This window comes from Citrobacter sp. CK195 (genome assembly GCF_030333365.1).
Taxonomy (GTDB): domain Bacteria; phylum Pseudomonadota; class Gammaproteobacteria; order Enterobacterales; family Enterobacteriaceae; genus Citrobacter_B; species Citrobacter_B koseri.
This window is the reverse complement of record NZ_JAOWGB010000022.1, coordinates 537,418-561,786: the sequence shown is the minus strand read 5'-3', so window position 1 is coordinate 561,786 and position 24,369 is coordinate 537,418. Positions and strand designations below refer to the sequence as shown.

Annotated in this window: 22 protein-coding genes; 16 read left to right on the top strand and 6 right to left on the bottom strand. The window is 53.1% G+C overall.

Annotated elements, in window-relative coordinates:
• Window positions 1-107: 107 nt before the first annotated feature.
• Window positions 108-1,823 (bottom strand): bifunctional ornithine lipid synthase OlsF, encoded by a 1,716-nt coding sequence (gene olsF, locus OGX93_RS07570; RefSeq protein ID WP_115609559.1) that lies wholly within the window; start codon window positions 1,821-1,823, stop codon window positions 108-110.
• Between the two features lie 168 nt (window positions 1,824-1,991).
• Window positions 1,992-2,966: a porphobilinogen synthase gene (gene hemB / locus OGX93_RS07565; RefSeq protein ID WP_012133626.1), complete on the bottom strand. Its 975-nt coding sequence runs from the start codon at window positions 2,964-2,966 to the stop codon at window positions 1,992-1,994.
• A 494-nt stretch (window positions 2,967-3,460) separates the two neighbouring features.
• Here hemB and ehaB point away from each other — a divergent pair, with 494 nt between their 5' ends.
• Together ehaB and iprA are read left to right on the top strand one after the other, a co-directional pair.
• Window positions 3,461-6,382: an autotransporter adhesin EhaB gene (gene ehaB / locus OGX93_RS07560; protein ID WP_286449401.1), complete on the top strand. Its 2,922-nt coding sequence runs from the start codon at window positions 3,461-3,463 to the stop codon at window positions 6,380-6,382.
• Between the two features lie 86 nt (window positions 6,383-6,468).
• Window positions 6,469-7,092, top strand: coding sequence for a hydrogen peroxide resistance inhibitor IprA (gene iprA / locus OGX93_RS07555; RefSeq protein WP_047458555.1), 624 nt, complete (start codon window positions 6,469-6,471; stop codon window positions 7,090-7,092).
• Here iprA and ampH read toward each other — a convergent pair whose 3' ends face one another.
• The gene (gene ampH / locus OGX93_RS07550) at window positions 7,093-8,250 is read right to left on the bottom strand and encodes a D-alanyl-D-alanine-carboxypeptidase/endopeptidase AmpH (RefSeq protein ID WP_049011959.1); all 1,158 of its coding nucleotides are present in this window, start codon (window positions 8,248-8,250) and stop codon (window positions 7,093-7,095) included.
• A 393-nt stretch (window positions 8,251-8,643) separates the two neighbouring features.
• Here ampH and sbmA point away from each other — a divergent pair, with 393 nt between their 5' ends.
• Together sbmA and OGX93_RS07540 are read left to right on the top strand one after the other, a co-directional pair.
• Complete coding sequence (gene sbmA / locus OGX93_RS07545) at window positions 8,644-9,864, top strand: peptide antibiotic transporter SbmA (protein ID WP_047458548.1); 1,221 nt, start codon at window positions 8,644-8,646, stop codon at window positions 9,862-9,864.
• A gap of 18 nt (window positions 9,865-9,882) precedes the next feature.
• Window positions 9,883-10,977, top strand: a complete 1,095-nt coding sequence (locus tag OGX93_RS07540; RefSeq protein WP_012133619.1) for a DUF1615 domain-containing protein — start codon at window positions 9,883-9,885, stop codon at window positions 10,975-10,977.
• 36 nt (window positions 10,978-11,013) lie between these two features.
• On the opposite strand, the gene OGX93_RS07535 is transcribed toward OGX93_RS07540, so the two are convergent.
• Entirely contained in the window at window positions 11,014-11,322 is a 309-nt protein-coding gene (locus OGX93_RS07535) for a YaiY family protein (RefSeq protein ID WP_024130611.1), read from the bottom strand.
• A gap of 267 nt (window positions 11,323-11,589) precedes the next feature.
• Here OGX93_RS07535 and OGX93_RS07530 point away from each other — a divergent pair, with 267 nt between their 5' ends.
• A complete protein-coding gene (locus OGX93_RS07530; RefSeq protein ID WP_024130610.1) occupies window positions 11,590-11,802 on the top strand; it encodes a DUF2754 family protein in 213 nt (70 codons plus the stop codon).
• A 105-nt stretch (window positions 11,803-11,907) separates the two neighbouring features.
• Here OGX93_RS07530 and ddlA read toward each other — a convergent pair whose 3' ends face one another.
• Window positions 11,908-13,005 carry a D-alanine--D-alanine ligase gene (ddlA, locus tag OGX93_RS07525; RefSeq protein WP_047458545.1) on the bottom strand — a complete coding sequence of 366 codons (1,098 nt, stop codon included), beginning with the start codon at window positions 13,003-13,005 and terminating at the stop codon, window positions 11,908-11,910.
• A gap of 106 nt (window positions 13,006-13,111) precedes the next feature.
• On the opposite strand from ddlA, the gene OGX93_RS07520 reads away from it, so the two are divergent.
• The 9 genes from OGX93_RS07520 (at window position 13,112) to adrA (ending at window position 22,218) form a co-directional block, all read left to right on the top strand.
• Complete coding sequence (locus OGX93_RS07520; protein ID WP_286449402.1) at window positions 13,112-13,795, top strand: extensin-like domain-containing protein; 684 nt, start codon at window positions 13,112-13,114, stop codon at window positions 13,793-13,795.
• A 169-nt stretch (window positions 13,796-13,964) separates the two neighbouring features.
• A complete protein-coding gene (locus tag OGX93_RS07515) occupies window positions 13,965-15,158 on the top strand; it encodes a multidrug efflux MFS transporter (RefSeq protein ID WP_115615017.1) in 1,194 nt (397 codons plus the stop codon).
• Between the two features lie 172 nt (window positions 15,159-15,330).
• On the top strand, window positions 15,331-16,095 hold the full coding sequence (gene idnO / locus OGX93_RS07510) for a gluconate 5-dehydrogenase (RefSeq protein WP_012133612.1): 765 nt from the start codon (window positions 15,331-15,333) through the stop codon (window positions 16,093-16,095).
• A 23-nt stretch (window positions 16,096-16,118) separates the two neighbouring features.
• Complete coding sequence (locus tag OGX93_RS07505) at window positions 16,119-17,408, top strand: MFS transporter (RefSeq protein ID WP_024130608.1); 1,290 nt, start codon at window positions 16,119-16,121, stop codon at window positions 17,406-17,408.
• Between the two features lie 83 nt (window positions 17,409-17,491).
• On the top strand, window positions 17,492-18,484 hold the full coding sequence (gene idnR, locus OGX93_RS07500) for a DNA-binding transcriptional regulator IdnR (RefSeq protein WP_219935869.1): 993 nt from the start codon (window positions 17,492-17,494) through the stop codon (window positions 18,482-18,484).
• A 230-nt stretch (window positions 18,485-18,714) separates the two neighbouring features.
• A complete protein-coding gene (gene iraP / locus OGX93_RS07495) occupies window positions 18,715-18,975 on the top strand; it encodes an anti-adapter protein IraP (RefSeq protein ID WP_012133608.1) in 261 nt (86 codons plus the stop codon).
• 159 nt (window positions 18,976-19,134) lie between these two features.
• Complete coding sequence (phoA, locus tag OGX93_RS07490; RefSeq protein ID WP_071259932.1) at window positions 19,135-20,550, top strand: alkaline phosphatase; 1,416 nt, start codon at window positions 19,135-19,137, stop codon at window positions 20,548-20,550.
• A 142-nt stretch (window positions 20,551-20,692) separates the two neighbouring features.
• Window positions 20,693-21,013 (top strand): phosphate starvation-inducible protein PsiF, encoded by a 321-nt coding sequence (gene psiF, locus OGX93_RS07485; protein ID WP_012133606.1) that lies wholly within the window; start codon window positions 20,693-20,695, stop codon window positions 21,011-21,013.
• Window positions 21,014-21,120: 107 nt separating this feature from the next.
• Window positions 21,121-22,218: a diguanylate cyclase AdrA gene (gene adrA, locus OGX93_RS07480; protein ID WP_012133605.1), complete on the top strand. Its 1,098-nt coding sequence runs from the start codon at window positions 21,121-21,123 to the stop codon at window positions 22,216-22,218.
• A gap of 15 nt (window positions 22,219-22,233) precedes the next feature.
• Here adrA and proC read toward each other — a convergent pair whose 3' ends face one another.
• A complete protein-coding gene (gene proC, locus OGX93_RS07475) occupies window positions 22,234-23,043 on the bottom strand; it encodes a pyrroline-5-carboxylate reductase (protein WP_047458533.1) in 810 nt (269 codons plus the stop codon).
• A gap of 138 nt (window positions 23,044-23,181) precedes the next feature.
• Between proC and OGX93_RS07470 the strand changes: the two genes are divergently transcribed.
• Window positions 23,182-23,640 carry a YaiI/YqxD family protein gene (locus OGX93_RS07470; RefSeq protein WP_286487801.1) on the top strand — a complete coding sequence of 153 codons (459 nt, stop codon included), beginning with the start codon at window positions 23,182-23,184 and terminating at the stop codon, window positions 23,638-23,640.
• A 181-nt stretch (window positions 23,641-23,821) separates the two neighbouring features.
• Complete coding sequence (gene aroL, locus OGX93_RS07465) at window positions 23,822-24,367, top strand: shikimate kinase AroL (protein ID WP_047458531.1); 546 nt, start codon at window positions 23,822-23,824, stop codon at window positions 24,365-24,367.
• Window positions 24,368-24,369 lie beyond the last annotated feature (2 nt).

Here is a 24,369-nt window from a genome sequence, read left to right as displayed (position 1 = left end):
AGATAACCACACTATTCGGTTAGGGAACGGTTAGGGAAATTCAGGCCTGGTAAGAGTAGCGCCATCAGGCACGATGTGGCACCGCGCCGGATGGCGGCGTAAACGCCTTATCCTGCCTGGAAACCCAAATGCGCGCCAATATAGCGCTGATACCTGTTTGCCTTCAGATAGGTTAAATCGACCAGCACCAGACCATCCACGCAGTTGCTGAACGCCGGATCGTTACCGAAATCAATAAACTGTACGCCGCCGGGGTCGCAAAGTTCGGAGTACTGTTTGTAGAGCGGGGGAATACCGCAGCCCAGATTGCCGAGCAGCGATTTCAGCCGCGTCAGATCGTCGTTGTAGCTTTTGCCTTCAAACTGCGCCAGTACGTCCGGCAATGACGCGGGGTAGGGCTGGCGTGATATCGCCAGCGGGTGCGTCGGCGGGAACCACAGGCGATAAAAGGCCACCAGTAAATCCCGCGCATCCGCAGGCAGACCGCCGGAAATAGACACCGGGCCGAACAGGTATCGGTATTGCGGATAGCGCGCCAGATAAGCGCCAATGCCAGACCAGAGATAGTCCAGCCCGCGACGTCCCCAGTAACGCGGCTGGATAAAACTGCGACCCAGCTCAATGCCGTGCTGCATCACTTGCGCCATCTGCTCGTCGTAATGGAACAAACTGTAGCTGTAAAGCCCTTCTATGCCGCGTTTTTCCTGCTGCTGCGCGCAGGGAATGAACCGATAGGCGCCAACAATTTCCAGATCGTCTTCGTCCCATAAAATCAGGTGCAGATAGTCGTCATCATAGCGGTCGGTGTCCCGACGCTTTCCGCTGCCTTCGCCAACCGCGCGAAAGGCGATTTCACGCAGCCGCCCCAGTTCCCGCAGGATGGGGACATCCTCTTTGCCGTTGCGCTGCCAGAGGTAAATGTGCTTCCCGTCGGCGGTGTGCCCAAGGCATTCCGCCTGGGCGAGATCGCGTTTGAGGTGCGCTCTGTCTTCTGCGCGGGCTATCGTACTTTCGGTGGTGAATAACCCAGGGCGTCCTTTACCTAATGCCGCGACGTGCTGACGGCATTTTTCGGCCTGCTCGCGGACGTTGGTTTTCGTGGCGGACCACTGTGTCCAGGCGATTTGTTGGCCGATGCGGAGCGGCAGGCTGCTGCGACGCCGACGAAACATCTGCTGCATCAGGAGTAGCAATGCGAAGGTGGGGGACACCAGGCTGCTGGCGTAAAACAGCGAGCTGTTACGCGCGTTGATATGTACGGGAAGCAACGGCGTGCGGTATTTCTCCGCCACCCGGATAAACCCGGAATGCCATCGGCCTTCCCTGATTCCCTGCGTTGTGAAGCGCGCCACTTCGCCCGCCGGAAAGAAAATTAACGCTCCGCCAGCCTGTAAATGCGCATCTATCTGTTGTAGCGATGATTTTGGCGTGCGCCCGCCGATGTTGTCCACGGGAATGAAAAGTGAGCTGAGCGGTTGCAGATGCGAGAGCAGGCGGTTGGTCACTACTTTCACGTCACGGCGCACACGCGAGATGGCATACAGCAGGGCCAGCCCATCAAGCGTGCCTGTCGGGTGGTTGGCAATGATGACCAGCGGGCCATGTGCGGGGATGTTTTCGAGGTCGTGTGCGGGGATATCGCAGCGTATTTCAAGGTGTTCGAGAACCTGTTCCACCATGTCCACCCCTTTCAGATGGGGATGGCGGGATGCAAATTGCTGAAATTCTTCTTCATACAGCAACCGCCTGAGCAGATTTTTTTGCCAGGGTGTCGGCCTCGCCTGAGGCCACAGGTCGTCGAGTACGTTATCGAGACTAAACATAGCGGCTCCTCCTCCCGTCCTGTGCTGACAGTAGAAGGTACAAATGTCGTTTGTATGACGATGAGGTGACGTTTTGTGACAGTGCCAGATGGCGGCACCCGGCCTACAGATGTCAATCCCGTAGGCCGGATAAGCGCGGCGCCAGCAGGCACCGCAGGTCAGAAAGGATTAACGCAGGATTTTTTTCTCCGCCAGATCCAGCGCGAAGTAGCTGAAGATCAGATCCGCGCCCGCGCGTTTGATCGAGCCTAAGCTTTCCAGCACCACTTTCTCTTCGTCGATCGCGCCCGCCATCGCGGCGAATTTGATCATGGCGTATTCGCCGCTGACCTGATACGCGCCGAGCGGTAATTCGGTACGATCGCGGATATCACGCAGAATATCCAGATAAGCGCCAGCGGGTTTTACCATCAGGCAGTCCGCGCCCTGCGCTTCGTCGAGCAACGACTCGCGAATCGCTTCACGGCGGTTCATCGGATTCATTTGATAGGTCTTACGATCGCCTTTCAGTGCCGTACCGGCCGCTTCACGGAACGGGCCGTAGAAAGAGGAGGCGAACTTGGTGGAGTAGGACATGATGGCCGTATCCGTAAACCCGGCGGCATCCAGCGCCTGGCGAATCGCCTGCACCTGACCGTCCATCGCGGCGGAAGGGGCAATAAAATCAGCGCCCGCAGCAGCGGCGACCACCGCTTGTTTACCGAGGTTCGCCAGGGTTGCATCGTTGTCGACGCCGTGTTCGCACAGCACGCCGCAGTGACCGTGGGAGGTGTACTCACAGAAACAGGTGTCAGACATCACGATCATTTCTGGCACGGTTTGCTTGCAGATGCGCGACATGCGCGCCACCAGGCCGTCTTCTTTCCAGGCATCGCTGCCGGTATCGTCGGTATGGTGGGAAATGCCGAAGGTCATCACTGACCGAATGCCGGCGTTGGCGATGCGTTCAATCTCGCGCGCCAGGTGTTTTTCAGGAATGCGCATGACGCCAGGCATGGCGTCGATCGCTTTGTAGTCGTCGAGTTCTTCTTCAACAAAAATCGGCAACACCAGGTCGTTTAAGCTGAGTGTTGTCTCTTCAAACATGGCGCGCAGCGCAGCGGATTTGCGCAGGCGACGGGGGCGTTGGATTAGGTCTGTCATGGTATGCCTGATGTTTGTGGAATCGAAACGTCGAGTATACCTGAACCTGCCGCGAGGTGTTTTACGAAAGTTGTCCTTATGTGAAGTATTGCGGGTTGCTGTTAATGAAGCGATTAAATATTCGCAATTAGTATTTCTATGAATAAGATTATTTTTGTTAGTGATACATTTATTTCTGGTTTTAATTTTATTAAATGTTGTTTTAAGCTCTTCTGTCCTTTATTTATTGGTGATTTCTTTATTTCTTCATCATATATCATTCAGTTAAATAAGTAACTTCTATTTCCCTTTCTAATTTATTGAAAACTGGCGATTTAAAAAATATCTGTGATTTTGCTGGTGATTTTTTAATTGTCCGCTTTCGGACATTAAACAAAGAATAATTGAACCTTTCAATGCTGACGCCGCATAATCGACCTGCGAAACATAAAATGTTTTCTATGCATTGATAATTGATGGATCAACTATATTACGTCCCTGAGGAGGGATGACAAATGCACTCCTGGAAAAAGAAACTTGTAGTCTCACAATTAGCACTGGCCTGCACTCTGGCAATCACCTCTCAGGCAAATGCTTCTACGGATATTTCTGGAACCACCTACACAACATTCAACCACTATAACGACGCAACCTACGCTGATGGTGTTTATTATGATGGTTACGTAGGCTGGAACAACTACGCGACCGATAGCGTTTATAACGGTGATATTTATCCGGTTATCAACAACGCTACCGTTAACGGCGTAATCTCAACCTACTATCTGGATGATGGTCTTTCTACCAACACCAACAGTAATAGTCTGACAATCAAAAACAGCACCATTCACGGGATGATCACCTCTGAGTGCATGACCACTGATTGCGTGGGTCGCGATGCGACCGGTTATGTTTATGACCGTCTGGCGCTGACTGTTGATAACTCAACCATCGATGATAACTACGAGCATTATACCTATAATGGCACGTACACTGATGGTACGGCGGATACGCATGTTGTCGACGTTTACAACCTGGGTACTGCGATTACGCTGGATCAGGAAGTTGACCTGGTTATCAAAAATAATTCCCACGTTGCGGGTATTACGCTGACTCAGGGTTATGAGTGGGAAGACATTGACGATAATACCGTTAGCACCGGCGTCAACAGCGCTGAAGTGTTCAACAACACCGTCACGGTGACTGACTCTACGGTGACCTCTGGCTCATGGTCGGATGAAGGGACTTCCGGTTGGTTCGGTAACACCAATAACGCGAGCGATTACAGCGATTCTTATACTGCTGATGACGTGGCGATTGCGGCGATTGCGCATCCGAATGCGGATAACGCAATGCAGACCACTGTTAACCTCAGCAATTCTACCCTGATGGGCGACGTCGTTTTCTCCAGCAACTTTGACGAAAACTTCTTCCCGAACGGGGCGGATACTTATCGCGATACGGACGCTGACCTGGACACCAACGGCTGGGATGGCACTGACCGTATGGATGTTACGCTGAACAACGGCAGCAAGTGGGTTGGCGCGGCAATGTCCGTACATCAGGTTGATTCTGATGGTGACGGCGTGTACGGCAGCTTTGCTGCGGGCACCGACGCCACTGCGACGCTGATCGACATTGCGGCTAACAGCCTGTGGCCTTTCTCTACTTACGGCATTGACAATAATGACACCGCGTATGGCGAAGATGGTCATGTTGTTGGTAATGAAGTCTATCAGAGCGGCCTGTTCAATGTGACGCTGAACGGTGGTTCACAGTGGGATACCACGAAAACCTCGCTGATTGATACGCTGAGCATCAACAGCGGTTCCGTCGTGAATGTGGCAGACTCTGCGCTGGTTTCTGACAGCATCTCCCTGACCGGCGGCGCGGCCCTGAATATCAATGAAGATGGTCATGTTGCAACGGATGAACTGACAATCAACAACAGTACCGTCACGATTGCTGATGATGTGTCTGCTGGCTGGGGCGTGTACGATGCCGCACTGTATGCAAACACCATCAACGTCACCAACAACGGCGTTCTGGATGTGGGCAACAGCACCGCGTATGCGCTGCAAGCTGATACCCTGAATCTGACCAGCTACACCGATGCTAACGGTAACGTGAATGCAGGTGTCTTCAACGTTCACAGCAACAGCTTTGTGCTGGATGCCGATCTGACCAACGATCGTACTAACGACATCACTAAGTCTAACTACGGCTACGGTGTGATCGCGATGAACTCTGATGGTCACCTGACCATCAACGGTAATGGCGATGCCTGGACTGGCGATCAATCTGAAGTCGATAACGCGGGTGATAACGTTGCTGCGGCAACCGGTAACTACAAAGTGCGTATCGATAACGCGACCGGTGAAGGTTCTGTCGCTGATTACAAAGGCAAAGAGCTGATCTACGTTAACGACAAGAACAGCAAAGCCACCTTCTCCGCAGCGAACAAAGCTGACCTGGGGGCATACACCTATCAGGCTCAGCAGGAAGGCAACACTGTTGTTATGCAACAGATGGAACTGACCGACTACGCGAACATGGCGCTGAGCATCCCGTCTGCAAACACCAATATCTGGAACCTGGAACAAGACACCGTTGGTACTCGTCTGACCAACTCTCGTCATGGTCTGGCTGATAACGGCGGCGCATGGGTGAGCTACTTTGGCGGCAGCTTTGATGGCGACAACGGCACCATTAACTACGATCAGGATGTGAACGGCATCATGGTCGGTGTTGATACCAAAATTGACGGTAACAACGCTAAATGGATTGTCGGTGCGGCGGCTGGCTTTGCGAAAGGCGACATGAGCGACCGTACCGGTCAGGTGGATCAGGACAGCCAGTCTGCCTATATCTACTCTTCCGCTCGCTTTGCCAACAATGTCTTTGTTGATGGTAGCCTGAGCTACTCTCACTTCAACAACGATCTGTCTGCCAACATGAGCAACGGCCAGTACGTTGATGGCAACACCTCTGCGGATGCGTGGGGCTTTGGTCTGAAACTGGGTTATGACTGGAAACTGGGCGACGCTGGCTATGTCACGCCGTACGGTAGCGTATCCGGCCTGTTCCAGTCCGGCGACGATTATCAGCTCAGCAATGACATGAAAGTTGACGGTCAGTCTTATGACAGCATGCGTTATGAACTGGGTGTTGATGCAGGTTATACCTTCACCTACAGCGAAGATCAGGCGCTGACGCCTTACTTCAAACTGGCCTATGTTTATGACGATGCGAATAACGACGCCGACGTAAATGGTGATTCCATCGATAACGGCGTAGAAGGTTCTGCGGTACGTGTTGGTCTGGGCACTCAGTTCAGCTTCACCAAAAACTTCAGCGCTTATACCGATGCCAACTACCTCGGTGGTGGTGATGTCGATCAAGACTGGTCCGCGAATGTGGGCGTTAAATACACCTGGTAATTGTTTTTCATGATGAAAACACAGGTGATTTAATCAAAGGAAATGCCCGTCATGGATATGGCGGGCATTAATGCAAGGATGCGCATATGCTGTCTCTGAATAAACCACTTCAGGAATTTAGTAAGCTCGATAAGTGCCTGTCTAAATACGGCACGTATTTTGAATACGCCGATGAAAAGCAGGTTGTCTATTCGAATGATGCCAATCAAGGCGATACGTTTGTCATTTTAGACGGTCTCATCTCTTTGCGCAGAGGGGAGAACGTGCTTATGGGGATAACGCAGGCTCCCTTTATTATGGGTATTGCTGATGGCGTGATGAAAAATGATATCGAATATAAATTAGTCACGGAAAGTCGTTGTACCGGTTATTTTCTTCCTTCTTCCCACGCGATAAAAATCCTTGAGCAACACCAGTTATGGCGTGAAGCCTTTTGCTGGCTGGCATGGGAAAACAGAACTCTGGAACTGCGCGATCTGCAATTAATTGGCAACAACTCGTATGATCAAATTCGGGCGACGTTGATCGCGATGGTTGACTGGGATGAGGGCCTGCGAGCGCGTATTGGCGTGATGAACTACATTCATCAGAGAACGCGAATTTCCCGTTCCGTAGTGGCTGAAGTGCTCGCCGCGTTACGCAAAGGGAACTACATCGAAATGAAAAAAGGCAAACTGGTCAATATCAACCATTTGCCTTCAGAGTATTGATCAGGACGCAGGCACGATCAGCGGTTTATTTCCGCTCAATTCTGTTACCAGGTCGTTGATGCCATCGCTCATATTAGTAAATCGCGTAAGCGGTGAGCGAGTGACGACCACAAAAGCGCCAACGTTGTGTTGCGGAATCATCGCCATATAGGTGATGAAACCACCGCCGCCGCCGGTTTTTTGAATAATCCCCGGACGTCCGTTTTTAGGCGCCATATAGACCCAGCCTAAGCCCAGCGCATCGGCTTTGCCCGGCACGTCCATACCTGTCACCCGTGTGAGCTGAGTTCGCTGATAAATCAGCGTCTGCATACGATCGGCCTGATTACTGCGATGATAAAAGTCGGATGAGAGATATTGCTGCATCCAGCGCATCATATCTCCCGGCGTGGAATAGACGCCGCCGCTGCCAATTGCCGCCAGCGTGTTGTTACAGGGACTGGCCCCTTTCTCCGCCACCATCAGGCGCTTGCACTGATCGGGGGAGGGGGTAAAGGTTGTGTCTTTCATCCCCAATGGGCGCGTAATCTGTTCTTCAAATAACTGCGTGTAGGGTTTGCCGGATGCGGTTGCCAGCGCGTCAGCCAGCAGGTCAAACGCAAGGTTGGAATAAGACGCCTGCGAGCCAGGAGCCGCTTTTAGCGTTGCGGTAGAGAGGTAGCTCCAGCGCTGTTCGCGGGTTGGCCAGACAAATACCGGGCGATGCGGCGCGCCGCCGGGTTGCTCACGCGGCAGGGCGCTGGTATGGGTCGCCAGATTCACCAGGGTGATAGGCGTTCCGTTGTAGGTCGGTACACGCGCACCGGGCGGGGCATACTTGCTCAGCGGGTCGTGTAATTTCACCGTCCCCTGATCGAGCAGTTTGACCAGCATCTCGCTGGTCATGAGTTTCGTGATAGACGCAATGCGAATAACGGAGTCCAGTTGAGGATGTACGTTATTGCCGGGGCGAGTCTCCCCGAAACTGCGGAACACGCGTTGATTACCATCAATCACCACCAGCGCCATTCCCGTTGCGCCGCTGCCGTAAAAGATATGGTTGGCATAACGATCAACGATATCGGAAGCGAAAACCGGATCGGTGATTGGCTGTGCCGCCTGGACAGATGTCAATGACGCCGCGCACAGCACGGCAGAAAAAAGCAGACTACGTTTCAACGGTTGTGTCCATCAGTTAAATGAAAAAACTATGCGTATTTATACTACCTGGCGGCGCGTTGCAAAGCGCTAAAAAGACAATAATAGTGTGAAAAACGTAACGACGAGTAAACAGGGCATTTTTTCCCAATCGCGAATGTCCGCTTTTGTGATCCCGCGCTTGTGGTAACCTTGGTCGGTTTTTGGGTTTCGCCTTCCTGTTGTCGTTGAAGGGGAGCCGAAACTCGCTGAAACAATTCTGAAAAAATGATGTGCGAACTAAGCTGGCGAATACGGGTCACAATGCTCGGTTTCCGTCGCGGTTTTGTTGGGTCAGGCCCGTCTTGTCGCGCTCAGCGCTGCGGCAAAAGCACAGCAGTCGTCATAACGATAAGAAGTTAGCAGGAGAGCATCATGTTTAAGTCTTTTTTCCCAAAGCCGGGGCCGTTTTTTATCTCGGCGTTTTTTTGGGCGCTTGTCGCCGTCATTTTCTGGCAAGCGGGCGGAGGCGCCTGGGTTGCGCATCTTACTGGCGCTTCCGGTGATGTTCCCATCAGTGCCGCACGCTTCTGGTCGCTGGACTACCTGATTTTCTACGCGTATTACGTCCTTTGCGTCGGATTGTTTGCGATGTTCTGGTTTATTTATAGCCCGCATCGCTGGCAATACTGGTCGATTCTGGGCACTTCGTTGATCATCTTTGTGACCTGGTTTTTGGTGGAAGTAGGCGTGGCGGTCAACGCCTGGTACGCGCCGTTTTACGACCTGATCCAGACGGCGCTGAGCTCGCCGCATAAGGTCACTATCGAACAGTTTTACCGTGAAGTCGGCGTGTTTCTCGGGATAGCGCTGATTGCCGTAGTGATTGGCGTGATGAACAATTTCTTCGTCAGCCACTATGTGTTTCGCTGGCGTACCGCGATGAACGAGCACTACATGGCGCACTGGCAGCATTTGCGCCATATTGAAGGCGCCGCGCAGCGTGTGCAGGAAGATACGATGCGTTTTGCCTCTACGCTGGAGAATATGGGCGTAAGCTTTATCAATGCCATCATGACGTTGATCGCCTTTTTACCCGTACTGGTTACGCTGTCTGCGCACGTACCGGACCTGCCGATCGTCGGGCATATTCCTTATGGGCTGGTTATCGCGGCTATCATCTGGTCGCTGATGGGAACAGGATTGCTGGCCGTGGTGGGGATCAAACTGCCGGGGCTGGAGTTTAAAAACCAGCGGGTTGAGGCCGCTTACCGTAAAGAGCTGGTCTACGGTGAAGACGACGCCAGCCGCGCTACGCCGCCCACCGTGCGTGAGTTGTTCAGCGCGGTGCGCCAGAACTATTTCCGCCTCTACTTCCACTATATGTACTTCAACATTGCGCGCATTCTCTATCTACAGGTGGATAACGTTTTCGGTCTGTTCCTGCTGTTTCCGTCGATTGTTGCCGGTACGATTACGCTGGGCCTGATGACGCAGATTACCAACGTGTTTGGTCAGGTGCGCGGTTCCTTCCAGTATCTGATTAACTCCTGGACCACGCTGGTGGAACTGATGTCCATCTATAAACGTCTGCGCAGCTTTGAGCGCGAACTGGATGGGCAGGATATCCAGGAAGTGACGAATACATTTAGCTAACAAACAAAAGGAAACGTTATGTCGGCGGCGTCCCGTCTTTACCCTTTATCATTCCTGGCTGCGTTGGTGCTGGCAGGGTGTAGTAGCCAGCCTTCGCAACCGCTGAAAAAAGGGGAAAAACCTGTCGATGTGGCAAGCGTGGTGCGCCAGAAAATGCCCGCCAGCGTAAAAGACAGGGACGCGTGGGCGCAGGACATTGCAAAGACCTTCGAAAGCCAGGGGCTGGCGCCAACGGTTGAGAATGTCTGCTCGGTGCTGGCGGTGGCGCAGCAGGAGTCTAACTATCAGGCGGACCCGGTGGTGCCGGGGTTGAGCAAAATCGCCTGGCAGGAGATCGACAGGCGTGCTGAGCGGATGCATATCCCCGTTTTTCTGGTGCATACCGCGCTGAAAATTAACTCCCCGAATGGAAAAAGCTACAGCGAACGTCTGGACGCGGTGAAAACGGAAAAACAGCTCAGCGCGATTTTTGATGATTTTATTAATATGGTGCCGATGGGGCAGACGCTGTTCGGTTCGCTTAATCCGGTGCATACCGGCGGGCCGATGCAGGTCAGCATCGCCTTTGCTGAACAGCACACAAAAGGTTATCCGTGGACCATGAACGGGACGGTTCGCCAGGAGGTCTTTAGCCGCCGTGGCGGACTGTGGTTTGGAACCTGGCATCTGTTGAACTATCCGGCGAATTACAGCGCGCCTGTATTTCGTTTTGCTGATTTTAATGCCGGTTGGTACGCCAGTCGTAATGCGGCATTTCAGAATGCGGTCAGTAAAGCCAGCGGCGTTAAGCTGGCGCTGGACGGCGACTTGATTCGTTATGACAGCAAAGAAGCCGGGAAAACGGAACAGGCAATCCGTAAGCTGGCGGGCAAGCTGGACATGAGCGACAGCGCGATTCGACGTCAACTGGAAAAGGGAGACAGCCTCGCTTTTGAGGAGACGGCGTTGTACGAGAAAGTGTATAAGCTGGCGGAAGCCAAAACCGGTAAGGCATTACCGCGCGAGATGTTGCCAGGTATTCAGCTGGAAAGTCCGAAGATCACCCGTAATCTCACTACCGCGTGGTTTGCTAAACGTGTGGATGAGCGTCGGGCGCGTTGTATGAATTTGTAGGCCGGATAAACCTGGCGTCATCCGGCACAGGGAGGGTTACTGATGACGGTGACGCCAGCGCAAAATTACGGCAATGACGCCAAAAATCAGGCAACCTGTCAGGAAAGGCACCAGTCCGAAAATGGTGCCGACGCCTAATCCAATTTCCACGCGGGGGCGTCCGGTCTCTTGCATCTGCATCAGATGTTCATAAACGCCAGGCGCGTGAACCAGAAGGTTCAGGATCTGCGCCCCTGCCCAAAAGCAAAACAGCACAAACACGGCATAGGCGATATTACCTGGCGTGGAGGAGGTATCTCGATGTTTCCCGCTAAACAGGGATTTTGAGAGGGTAAAGTCAGCCATAAAGACCTCCGGGATAGTCTTCTGCACGAATCTGGCGTCATGCCAGCGGCTTATCGTGAAGTCTGACAGGTCATCGTGTTTGTCAATATCAGAATGATGGTAATTTCACTCAGGGATGACTCCAGGATTGCGGATTTTTTGTCTTATGTCACAATTTTGTTACCTTAATCTAAATTGATTAACATTTGAGAAATTCCGCACAGGCCACAGACGCTCAGGCAGAAATGTGCGAGGATGATTTTTTATTGTTTTAGCGTCGGAGCTGTCATGAACCTGCCTGTAAAAATTCGCCGTGACTGGCACTATTATGCTTTCGCCATTGGGCTGATCTTTATTTTGAATGGCGTGGTGGGGTTGTTGGGCTTTGAAGCAAAAGGATGGCAAACCTACGCGGTAGGCCTGGTGACGTGGGTATTCAGTTTCTGGCTTGCCGGACTGATTATTCGTCGCCGTGAGGATGATAAAACCGAAGAAGCTTAATGCGGTAGTGTGCCGGATGGCGGTATCGGCCTACGGGCGTAAAACGTCGTAGGCCTGATAAGCCACAGCGCCATCAGGCGATCAACACCAGATGGCGCATCGTCATCATGACATGCTGGTTTTCAGGGCGTTGTCCGCCGCATGACGTTCCAGCGCCAGTTCAATCAGACGGGTAATCAAATCGGTATACCCTAAGCCACTTGCCTGCCAGAGTTTCGGGTACATGCTGATGTTGGTGAATCCCGGCAGCGTATTGATCTCGTTAATCACCACCTCGTTTTCCGCCGTTAAGAAGACGTCCACGCGCGCCATTCCCGCGCAACCTAACGTCTGGTACGCCTGAATGGCGATCTGGCGGATCTTGTCGTTCACCTCTTGCGGGATTTGGGCGGGAACCACGACCTGCGCCCCGTTGTCGTCGATATATTTGGTGTCGTAAGCGTAAAAATCACTGTTCAGGACGATCTCGCCGCAGGTGCTGGCCTGCGGGTGATCGTTGCCCAGCACGGCGCACTCGATCTCACGGCCTTTGATCCCTTGCTCAACAACCACTTTGTGATCGAATTCGAACGCCAGCGCGACGGCCTGTTCATATTGCGCTTCGCTGGTGACTTTGCTGACGCCCACAGAGGAGCCCTGATTTGCGGGTTTCACAAACAGCGGCAGACCCAGCCGGGACGCCACTTCCGCAAAACGGATCGCATCGCGATTCGCGCGAGTCAGCGTAATAAACGGCGCGATGTTCAGCCCGGCATCGCGCAGCAGACGTTTGGTGACGTCTTTATCCATGCAGGCGGCGGAACCCAGCACATCGGAGCCGACAAACGGTAAATTCGCTACGCGCAGCATCCCTTGCAGCGAGCCGTCTTCCCCCAGCGTGCCGTGTACGATCGGGAAAATGACGTCCACCGTCGGCAACGGCTGGCCGTTCTGTGCGTCAATTAACTGGTGTTCGTGTTTGCCCGGAACCTGCGCCAGGCTGGTAGAAGAGGGGCGCAGCGTAATGTGCGCGGGGTCGTTTGCATTCAGCAGATAGTTTTCGGCATCGCTGACATGCCATTGCCCTTGTTTATCAATGCCTAACAGCACAACGTCAAAGCGGGCTTTGTCGATGGCATCGACAATATTTTTTGCCGATTGCAAAGACACTTCATGTTCCGCTGATTTACCACCAAATACGATACCTACCCGCAATTTTGCCATCTTAAAAACCCATTCCATCGAACGCAAAGCGTATACATTACCACGACAAAACGTCGGATTCGCGGGCTTCTGCCATAATGTTTAAGGGAATCAGAGAGGAGGGGGCGTGAAAGGTAAGGGTTGGCTTGCGATTGTGCTGCTGGGGGCCGTGGGTGTGGTGGGTTACCGCTCTCTTCCGTCGCATTACAATCCTTTTGTTTCCCTGCAACTGTCCGATCCTCCGGGCTGGCTCACCAAATTCAAACTACAGCGTCTGACGCCGCAACAGTGCCAGGGATTACTTGAGCAGGCCAATCGCCAGGGAATGATCTCGTCGCAAACCGTCGCTGACAGCGCGGGCGAATGTCCGCTGTCAGACGTGGTACGGGTCAGGCATTTTGGCTCCGTGTCGTTGAGTAGCAGTTTCCTGGCCTCTTGCCCGCTGGCGCTGAGTTCTGCGCTGTTTGTGGCGCGCCAGGCGAAACCGCTAACCCAGTCGTTTATGGGCAGTCAACTGATCCGTATTGAGCACCTTGGCAGCTATGCCTGTCGCAATATCTATCACCGGGCGGATGCGCGTCGCAGTGAACATGCCAGCGCGCAGGCGTGGGATATCAGCGGTTTTCAACTGGCGGACGGTCGAAAAGTTACGGTTCTGCGGGGATGGAAGGATGAGAAAACCGCCCCCTGGCTGCGCGCGATGCTTAACGCCAGTTGCACTTATTATGGCAATGGACTGGGGCCGGAGTACAACGCCGCGCACGCCAACCATTTCCATCTCGGTATGCGCGGATACGGGCTTTGTCGTTGAAGCATAAATCCCTGTTCTGAGCGGGTATATAATGTGACATATTTCACAAATCTGATGAACGGGGAGATAAAATAGCAAAATAGAGGTTACCGCATCTCTGGAACCGCTTCTGCTGGCGCAACTTGCTAAGCTGGTGAGCGTTTTCAGCTATTTATCGTTATGAGCACTTATGGAATCCTGGAAGGTTAATCTTATCTCCGTCTGGTTCGGCTGCTTTTTTACCGGGCTGGCGATCAGCCAGATCCTGCCATTTTTACCGCTGTATATCTCGCAAATGGGCGTCACTTCGCATGAAGCGCTCTCCATGTGGTCTGGCTTAACCTTCAGTATTACCTTTCTCATCTCCGCGATTGTTTCGCCCATGTGGGGCAGTCTGGCTGACCGTAAAGGCCGCAAACTGATGCTACTGCGCGCATCGCTCGGCATGGCGATCGCGATTTTACTTCAGGCGTTTGCGACCAATGTCTGGCAACTGTTTCTTTTGCGCGGCGTCATGGGGCTTACCTCCGGGTACATTCCTAACGCGATGGCGCTGGTGGCTTCGCAGGTGCCGAGAGAGCGTAGCGGCTGGGCGCTCAGCACGCTTTCCACCGCCCAGATCAGCGGGGTGATCGGCGGGCCGTTAATGGGCGGAGTTATTGCCGATCATATCGGGCTGCGGGCGGTCTTTTTTATTACCGCCACGCTGTTGATGGTGAGCTTTCTGGTAACGCTGTTTTTAATTAAAGAGGGCGTTCGTCCGGCTCTCAAAAAGAGTGAACGACTGAGCGGCAAAGCGGTTTTTGCCTCATTGCCCTATCCGGGTCTGGTGATTAGCCTGTTTTTCACGACGATGGTGATACAGCTCTGTAACGGTTCGATCAGCCCCATCCTGGCGCTGTTTATCAAATCCATGCTGCCGGACAGCACGAACATTGCCTTTTTGAGCGGATTAATTGCGTCGGTGCCCGGCGTTTCAGCGCTCATTTCCGCCCCCCGCCTTGGCAAACTTGGCGACAGGATCGGGACGGAAAGGATACTGATGGCGACGCTGGTCTGTGCCGTGGTGCTGTTTTTCGCCATGTCGTGGGTGACGACGCCGTTCCAGTTGGGGGTTCTGCGTTTTCTGTTAGGTTTTGCCGATGGCGCGATGCTGCCTGCCGTACAGACCTTATTGGTGAAGTATTCCAGCGATCGAATAACCGGCCGTATCTTTGGTTATAACCAGTCGTTTATGTATCTCGGAAATGTGGCCGGGCCGCTGATGGGGGCGTCCGTATCGGCGATGGCGGGCTTTCGCTGGGTATTTGTCGCGACGGCGCTCATTGTGCTGGTGAATATCTGGCAACTGGCGATTGCGTTGCGCCGCCGTCACGCTGCCTGAGATCCGCTGTTAATCGTGATCATGTGCAGAAAGCATTCTGTACATGATCCTTTCTTTGCTACCAAATCCAACGTAGATCACAAATTGACCATTAGTTGTGTAAGAGAACTTCTTTTCTCTACTGTTACGCGTATACAGTTACGCGTAACAGTTATCGAAAAAGAGGTTTTTGATGAAAAGTATTTTTAGTCTTGCAGGTAAACGCGCATTGATTACGGGGTCAGCGCAGGGAATCGGTAATTTGCTGGCAAGGGGGCTGGCAGAGCATGGCGCCAGCCTGGTGATTAACGACATTACGCAGCAGCGGGCGGAGCAGGCCGCGAGCACTCTGACGGCTCTGGGTTATGACGCCGTGGGTTATGGGTTTGATGTCACTCACGCGGCGGAGGTGGAAAAAGCGATTGCGCATATTGAGCAGGAAATTGGGGCGATTGATATTCTCATCAATAATGCCGGTATCCAGCGTCGTTACCCCCTGACGGAATTTCCTGAAGCAGAGTGGGATCGCGTTATTGATGTCAATCAGAAATCCGTCTTCCTTGTTTCTCAACAGGTGGCCAAATATATGATGGCGCGCCGGGAAGGGAAGATTATTAATATTTGTTCCATGCAGAGTGAATTAGGCCGGAAAACAATTACACCCTACGCTGCTTCAAAAGGCGCGGTGAAAATGTTGACGCGAGGAATGTGCGTGGAACTGGCGGAATATAATATTCAGGTTAACGGTATTGCGCCGGGCTATTTTGCCACAGAGATGACGGAAGCGCTGGTGAACGACGACGCCTTTTCCGCCTGGCTGTACCAGCGTACGCCCGCCGCGCGTTGGGGAAAGCCGGAGGAGTTGATTGGCGCGGCGGTTTATCTTGCGGCCCCGGCCTCGAATTTTGTTAACGGTCATATTCTCTTCGTCGACGGCGGAATGTTAGCTGCGGTATAGACTCATTATCAAAAGGAATGTGTATGAACGCTCTTGCTAAATTACCAGCCCGGCGCTGGTGGTATTTAATGCCGATTATTTTTATTACTTACAGCTTAGCGTATCTCGATCGCGCCAATTATGGTTTTGCCGCTGCGGCAGGTATTGAAACCGATCTGGGTATTACGAAAGGAACTGCATCCTTAATTGGCGCGCTTTTTTTCCTCGGGTATTTCTTTTTTCAGGTGCCGGGGGCTTTGTACGCTGTTAAACGCAGCGTACGGAAAATGATCTTTTTCAGCCTGATCCTGTGGGGAATATGTGCCGCCGCGACGGGGTTTGTCAGTAATATTCCCATGCTGATGGCGATCCGTTTTACTCTTGGCGTGGTTGAGGCGGCGGTGATGCCAGCCATGCTGATTTATATCAGCAACTGGTTTACGAAAACCGAACGCTCGCGGGCGAATACTTTTTTGATTCTGGGTAATCCGGTCACCGTGTTGTGGATGTCGATTGTCTCCGGTTATCTGATTCAGGCCTGGGGATGGCGCGAGATGTTCATTATTGAGGGCATCCCGGCAGTACTGTGGGCATTTTGTTGGTGGGTGCTGGTTCGTGATAAACCGGCCGATGCCAGCTGGCTGACGGCGGAGGAAAAAGAGACGCTGCAACAGGCGATGGATCGTGAGCAAACCCATATTAAACCGGTACGTAACTACGGGGAAGCCATGCGCTCGCGTAACGTTGTCATGCTGTGCGCGGTACATGCTTTGTGGAGTATCGGCGTGTACGGATTCATGATGTGGATGCCATCCATCCTGAAATCAGCGGCCCAAATGGATATCGTATCCGTCGGCTGGCTGGCCGCCGTGCCTTATCTGGCGGCGATCTGTCTGATGCTTACCGTATCGTGGTTATCGGATAAGTTTCAGAACCGTAAGCTGTTTATCTGGCCGTTGCTGCTGATTGCCGCCATCGCTTTCTTATGTTCCTGGCTGTTGGGGAGCAACGCTTTCTGGCTCTCTTATGGATTGCTGGTGGTTGCCGCAGCCTGCATGTATGCGCCTTACGGCCCGTTTTTTGCCTTAATTCCTGAACTGTTGCCGCGTAATGTGGCGGGCGTGTCGATGGGCTTAATCAACAGTTTCGGCGCGTTAGGGGCATTCCTCGGCGCATGGCTGGTGGGGTATCTCAATGGCCTGACGGGCGGGCCGGGCGTTTCGTACACCTTTATGGCGATTTCCCTGCTGGCCTCGGTGGTATTGATGTATAACGTGCGCGCTAACCAGGCGCCGTCGTCCACATCCTTACAAACCGGGAAAGCGGTGGGCTAATCCGGTCGGATAAGATGCAGTCCCTCGCTGGCTGTGTTAAGGTTCTCTGCGAATTGATCACGCTGTCTTTCGCAGAGAACTTCATGAAAAACAATCGGATGACCTTGCAGGATATCGCCACGCTGGCTGGGCTAAATAAGATGACGGTAAGCCGTTATCTTCGCGATCCCAGTCAGGTCTCGCAGCGTAGCCGCGAGCTGATTTCGAAGATCATGGAGGAGAATAATTATATTCCCAATCGCGCCCCCGAGATTTTGCTTAATGCGCGCAGTAAAACGATCGGGGTGCTGATTCCCTCCTTTCGCAACCAGATTTTTGCCGATGTCCTGGCGGGGATTGAGTCGGTGACTTCCGCTCACCAATACCAGACGCTGATCGCTAACTATGAATATGACCCGGAGCGGGAAGAACGCGAAGTGCTTAACCTGCTCTCCTACAACATTGATGCGCTGATTCTGACCGGAAAACAACATACTGAACGTATGGTGCAGTATGTGCGCGCCAGCGGTATCCCCGTGGCGGAGTTAATGGATATCACCGAGCATTGTCTGGATATGCAGGTTGGTATTGATAACGAAAAAGCCGCGTGGGATATGACTCAGGCGTTTCTGGAGGCGGGAAAACGCGCCGTGGCGTTTTTCGGCTCAATGGACGACCCGCGTGATGTCAGTCGCTATCGCGGCGTTGAGCGTGCGCTGAGCGAGCAGGGGTTACAGCCTTACCATGTGGTGCCAAAAGCCATTTCGTCACTGGCCTTAGGTCGTCAGTTGTTTTTGCAGACGATGCGCGACAGACCGGATATTAACGCGATTTTTTGCACCAACGACGACTTAGCCGTTGGCGCGCTGCTGGAGTGTCAGTCGCAGCAGATCCCCGTTCCGCAACAGGTTGCTATTGCCGGATTTCATGGCCTGGAAATCGGCCGCGCACGTTTGCAAAAAATAGCGAGCGTGATTACCCCCCGCTACGATATGGGAAGCGTAGCCGCAGATATGCTGATTAAACGTCTGGGCGGAAAAGAGACGCTGGACAGGGTCAATCTGGGATATCAAATATATTATGGCGATACGCTTTAAGTTAAATTCTGGCGTATTTACCATAACTTTAATTTATGTAATGGCGTGACTATTTATACCCTGATTTTTTACGGTTGAATTATTTTCTCGCGAGAAACGTTTCGCTCCATTTTGTCAGCGCATTATTTACAGAAAGTCTTTCCTTTATCATAAAAATACTACTTTTACCCTCTAGGCAGTCGTGAACCATAATGATAACGTCAGCATTCCTCGGATAAGGAAATACGGTCATGAAAAATCTCATTTCAGAGTTGTTGCTGAGGCTCGCCCAAAAAGAAGAAGAGTCGAAAGAACTGGTTGCTCAGGTAGAAGCGTTAGAGATTATTGTCACGGCGATGCTGCGTAATATGGCGCAAAATGAGCAGCAGAAGCTCATTCATCAGGTTGAGGATGCGCTCGACGGCGTAAAGCCGGATGCCAGCGTTCCAGATTACGATACGGAATTGCTGCGCCAGTATGTAAAAAAGTTACTGAGGCATCCTCGTAGCTGATCGTATTCAGAGTAAACACTGTCATAACCTTGTCACGTCAGTTACCTATAGTCGCTTTGTTTTTATTTTACTGTATTTATACCCGTTGTACTTCAGGTTGCATATGTATTGGCTTTCTGTAACCCGAATTATTTAGGGTAGGCACATGGAGAAAATAAAGTGAAACAAAGCGCTATTGCTATTGCCCTGTTACCTCTGCTGTTTACCCCCATTACGCATGCCAGGACGTCCGCGATGACGGTGCTGGATAATCGTGCCGCACAGGGAGATATTACCACGCCAGGCGGGGCGCGCCGATTAGCGGGCGATCAAACGGCGGCGCTGCGAGATTCGCTGAGCGATAAACCGGCCAAAAATATTATCTTGCTGATCGGCGATGGTATGGGTGATTCTGAAATCACTGCGGCGCGAAATTATGCGCAAGGGGCCGGCGGCTTTTTTAAAGGAATTGATGCTTTACCGTTGACCGGGCAATACACCCATTACGCGCTGGATAAAGAAACGGGTAAACCGGATTACGTCACAGATTCCGCCGCGTCGGCAACGGCGTGGTCGACGGGAGTTAAAACCTATAACGGCGCGTTAGGCGTCGATATCCACGAAAAAGATCACACCACGATCCTGGAGATGGCCAAAGCGGCAGGTCTGGCGACGGGCAACGTCTCGACCGCAGAATTACAGGATGCGACACCCGCCGCGTTAGTCTCCCATGTAACCTCACGCAAATGCTACGGCCCCAGCCTTACCAGCACTCTTTGCCCGACAAACGCGCTGGAGAAGGGTGGAAAAGGGTCGATCACCGAGCAACTGCTGAATGCGCGGGCGGACGTTACGCTTGGCGGCGGCGCGGCCACCTTTGCTGAAATGGCGACAGCAGGCGAATGGCAGGGGAAAACGTTGCGTGAGCAGGCGCTGGAGCGGGGATATCAGCTGGTGAACGATGCCGCCTCGCTGAAGGCGGTAACGGCGGCAAATCAGGATAAGCCGCTGCTGGGCTTGTTCTCCGACGGCAACATGCCGGTTCGCTGGGAAGGCCCGAAAGCCTCTTATCACGGCAACCTTGAACAACCTGCGGTGACCTGCAAGGCAAACCCGCAGCGCGATGATACCGTGCCTACGCTGGCGCAAATGACGGACAAAGCGATTGAGCTGTTGAGTAAGAATGAAAAAGGTTTCTTCTTGCAGGTTGAAGGCGCGTCCATCGATAAACAGGATCACGCCGCCAACCCATGCGGGCAGATTGGTGAAACGGTCGATCTGGACGAAGCCGTGCAGCGTGCGCTGGCATTCGCTAAAAAAGAGGGCAATACCCTGGTTGTGGTGACTGCCGATCATGCGCATTCCAGCCAGATTATCGCGCCGGAAAGCAAAGCGCCGGGACTGACGCAGGCGTTAAATACCAAAGATGGCGCGGTGATGGTCATCAGCTACGGCAACTCGGAAGAGGAGTCGCAGGAACATACCGGCAGCCAGTTGCGCATTGCCGCATACGGCCCGCATGCGGCGAATGTCGTCGGATTAACGGACCAGACCGATCTGTTCTACACCATGAAAGCGGCGTTGGGACTGAAGTAAACGGACACCTGACGGCAATACTTTTGCCGTCAGGTGGTATTTTCGTCGTCAGCAGCCAGACTTAGAGTTAGCCTCCTTCGGTTACGGCGCACGTAACCAGAAGGATGACGTGTAGTGTCAACACTCACAGAAGGATGGTGCTATGAAAATAACATTACTGGTTACCCTGCTGTTTGGGCTGGTTTTTTTAACCGCCGTCGGCGCTGCCGAGAAGACATTAACCCCGCAACAACAGCGTATGACGAGCTGCAATCAGCAGGCGACGGCGCAGGCGTTAAAAGGGGATGCGCGTAAGACCTACATGAGCGATTGCCTGAAAAACAGTAAATCCGCCCCAGGTGAGAAAAGCCTGACGCCGCAGCAACAGAGAATGCGTGAGTGCAACCAGCAGGCGACGGACCAGTCGCTGAAAGGCGACGATCGCAGCAAGTTTATGAGTGCCTGTCTGAAAAAATCCGCATAGTGCTAACGGGTGAGCTGAGAAAATCACTCACCCGAAATTTCATACTTCCTTCACAATCCCCCTCTCTATAATTTGGGAAAATTGTTTCAGAATGTTCCCAAAAAATAATGAATGATGAAAACTTTTACAAAAAAGCGGTCGCACAGAGTGAGCCACCTCACTCTCCTCAAAATGACCATCAACGCTCCGGGCTGCGATTCGCCAGGCGGGTGAGACTGCCGCGTGCGGTAGGACTGGGATGGATGTTTCTCCCGATCGCCGCCGTACTGGCTTCACAACCGATTGCGGGAGGATGGTGGTTGTTTCTGGTCGGCTGGTCTTTCGTCTGGCCGCATCTGGCGTGGCAGCTGGCGAGTAAAGCCATCGATCCCTTAAGCCGGGAAATATACAACTTAAAGGCGGACGCCATTCTTGCTGGCGTCTGGGTTGGGGTGATGGGCGTCAACGTGCTGCCCTCCACGGCTCTGCTGATGATGATGTGTATGAATTTGATGGGCGCGGGAGGGCTGCGGCTCTTTATTGCCGGTATGGTGTTAATGGTTGTGTCATGTCTGGTGACGTTACAGCTGACCGGAATTACCGTGGCTTTTCGCAGCGCGCCGCTGGAGTGGTGGTTCTCCCTGCCGGTGATTGTGATTTATCCCTTGCTGTTTGCCTGGGTGAGTTACCAGACGGCGACCAAACTGGCGGAACATAAACGCAGGCTACAGGTGATGAGCATGCGGGATGGCATGACCGGCGTCTATAACCGGCGTCACTGGGAAATATTGTTGCGTAATGAATTTGATAACTGTCGCCGCTACCACCGGGACGCCACGTTGCTCATCATCGATATCGATCACTTTAAGAGCATTAACGATACCTGGGGGCACGATGTCGGAGATGAGGCGATCATTGCCCTGACGCGCCAGTTACAGATGACGCTGCGCGGCAGCGATGTGATAGGACGTTTTGGCGGCGACGAGTTTGCGGTGATCATGTGCGGTACGCCAGCGGATAACGCGATTGCCGCGATGTCGCGGGTTCATGAGCGATTAAACGCGTTACGCCTGCCGTGCGCGCCACAGGTTATTTTGCGCATCAGCGTGGGCGTTGCGCCATTGACCACGCAAATCGGACACTACCGGGAATGGCTGAAATCGGCGGATATGGCGCTTTATAAAGCAAAGAACGCCGGACGTAACCGTACCGAAGTGGCGGCCTGACGTCCGGCAACTGGCTCAGGACTTACTGAGTTTCTCTGATTTTTCCATACACTTCGCCATCGCTTCGATAATCGACGCCCGGAACCCTCGCTCCTCCAGCACGCGAACGGCTTCAATGGTCGTCCCGCCAGGCGAGCACACCATATCTTTCAGTTCACCCGGATGTTTACCCGTTTCGAGCACCATTTTGGCGGAGCCCATTACGGCCTGCGCGGCGAATTTATAGGCCTGCGCGCGCGGCATTCCACCCAGCACTGCGGCATCGGCCATCGCCTCAATAAACATGAAGACGTAAGCCGGAGCGGAACCGCTGACCCCAACGACGGGGTGGATCATCGACTCGGCAATCACTTCCGCTTCGCCAAAGCAGCGGAAAATGTTCAGCACGTCAGCGGTATCTTCCGGCGTGACCAGCGCATTTGGCGTTATGGAGGTCATGCCCGCGTTGACTAAAGACGGCGTGTTTGGCATCGCGCGAACAATTTTGCGATCGTGCCCCAGCGCGCGCGCCAGCTGATCGAGCGTGACCCCCGCAGCGATAGAGACGACTAATGAGTCCTTGTTCAGGCTGGAGCTGATTTCGCTCAGCACTTTAATCATGATGCCCGGCTTCACGGCGCCGAAAACGATATCCGCAACCTGCGCGACGTCCTGCGCACTCTGCGCCGCATTGATGCCGTACCGATCGTGCAGCGCGGCGACGTTATCCGGGGACGGGGTATAGACCCAGATTTGCCCGGGGAGAACCTGACCGCTGGCAATCAGGCCGCCCAGAATGGCTTTTCCCATATTACCGCAACCGATAAAACCGATTTTCTTCTCCATTTCGTCACTCCCTATGCGTATTTTTAGTTGGGGTTATTAGCTTAACGTGGATTGAAAGTCTCATGAAGGAGAAACAGCACTTTGACGGAAGACAAAAGCACGAGACAATAGACGATTGCACATGAGCCTGGAGCGGTTATGACAATATGGGTGGATGCGGATGCGTGTCCGAATGTGATTAAAGAGATTTTGTACCGTGCGTCTGAACGTATGCAGATGCCGCTTATTCTGGTGGCAAACCAGAATTTACGCGTACCGCCTTCGCGTTTTATCCGCACACTGCGCGTACCCGCCGGATTTGATGTCGCTGACAACGAGATTGTGCGTCAGTGCGAAGCCGGAGATTTGGTCATTACGGCGGATATCCCGCTGGCCTCTGAAGTGCTGGAAAAAGGGGCGGCGGCGCTGAATCCACGCGGCGAACGCTATACGGAGTCAACGATCCGCGAACGCCTGACAATGCGTGACTTTATGGATACCCTGCGCGCCAGCGGGATTCAGACGGGCGGGCCGGACAGCCTTTCTCCGCGCGATCGCCAGCATTTCGCCACCGAGCTGGATAAGTGGTGGCTGGAAGTCCAGCGCAGAACGCGCTAAATGTAATGTTATTTTTACACTTTGCTGCTGATGATTTCTTGTTATAGTAAGCGCGTACAATCTTTCACGGTTTTTGTGGAATGATTTATTTACATTTAACGATGTACTAGTTTGGTGGTATGATTATTACTTTGATGACATCAGATCCCGCACCTTTGCGGCTCTCTGGGGAAAGCCCGCTATGACGCAACCTCTCTTTCTTGTTGGCCCTCGCGGCTGTGGTAAAACAACAACCGGTATGGCGCTTGCGCAGGCAGTGGATTTCCAGTTTGTTGATACCGATCGGTGGTTGCAATCGCACGTTCAGATGACGGTTGCGGAGATTGTTGACCGGGAAGGGTGGGACAGCTTTCGCGCCAGAGAAACAGCAGCGCTGAAGGCGGTTACCGCGCCGTCAACGGTGGTTGCGACGGGGGGAGGGATCATCCTCACCGAATACAATCGTCGCTATATGCGCGAAAATGGCATTGTGATTTATTTAAGCGCGCCAGTGTCCACGCTGGTGAACCGGCTGGAGGCCGCGCCAGAAGAGGGACTGCGCCCGACGCTAACCGGCAAGCCCTTAAGTGAAGAGGTGCAGGAAGTGCTCGAACAGCGCGACGCGCTGTATCGTGAAGCCGCGCATTACATCATCGATGCGAGCCATGCCCCTGACCAGGTTGTTTCTGAAATTCTTGCGGCGTTGTCGCAGGCGGCGCAACGATTGCAGGGCGGCGTCTATAATTAAAG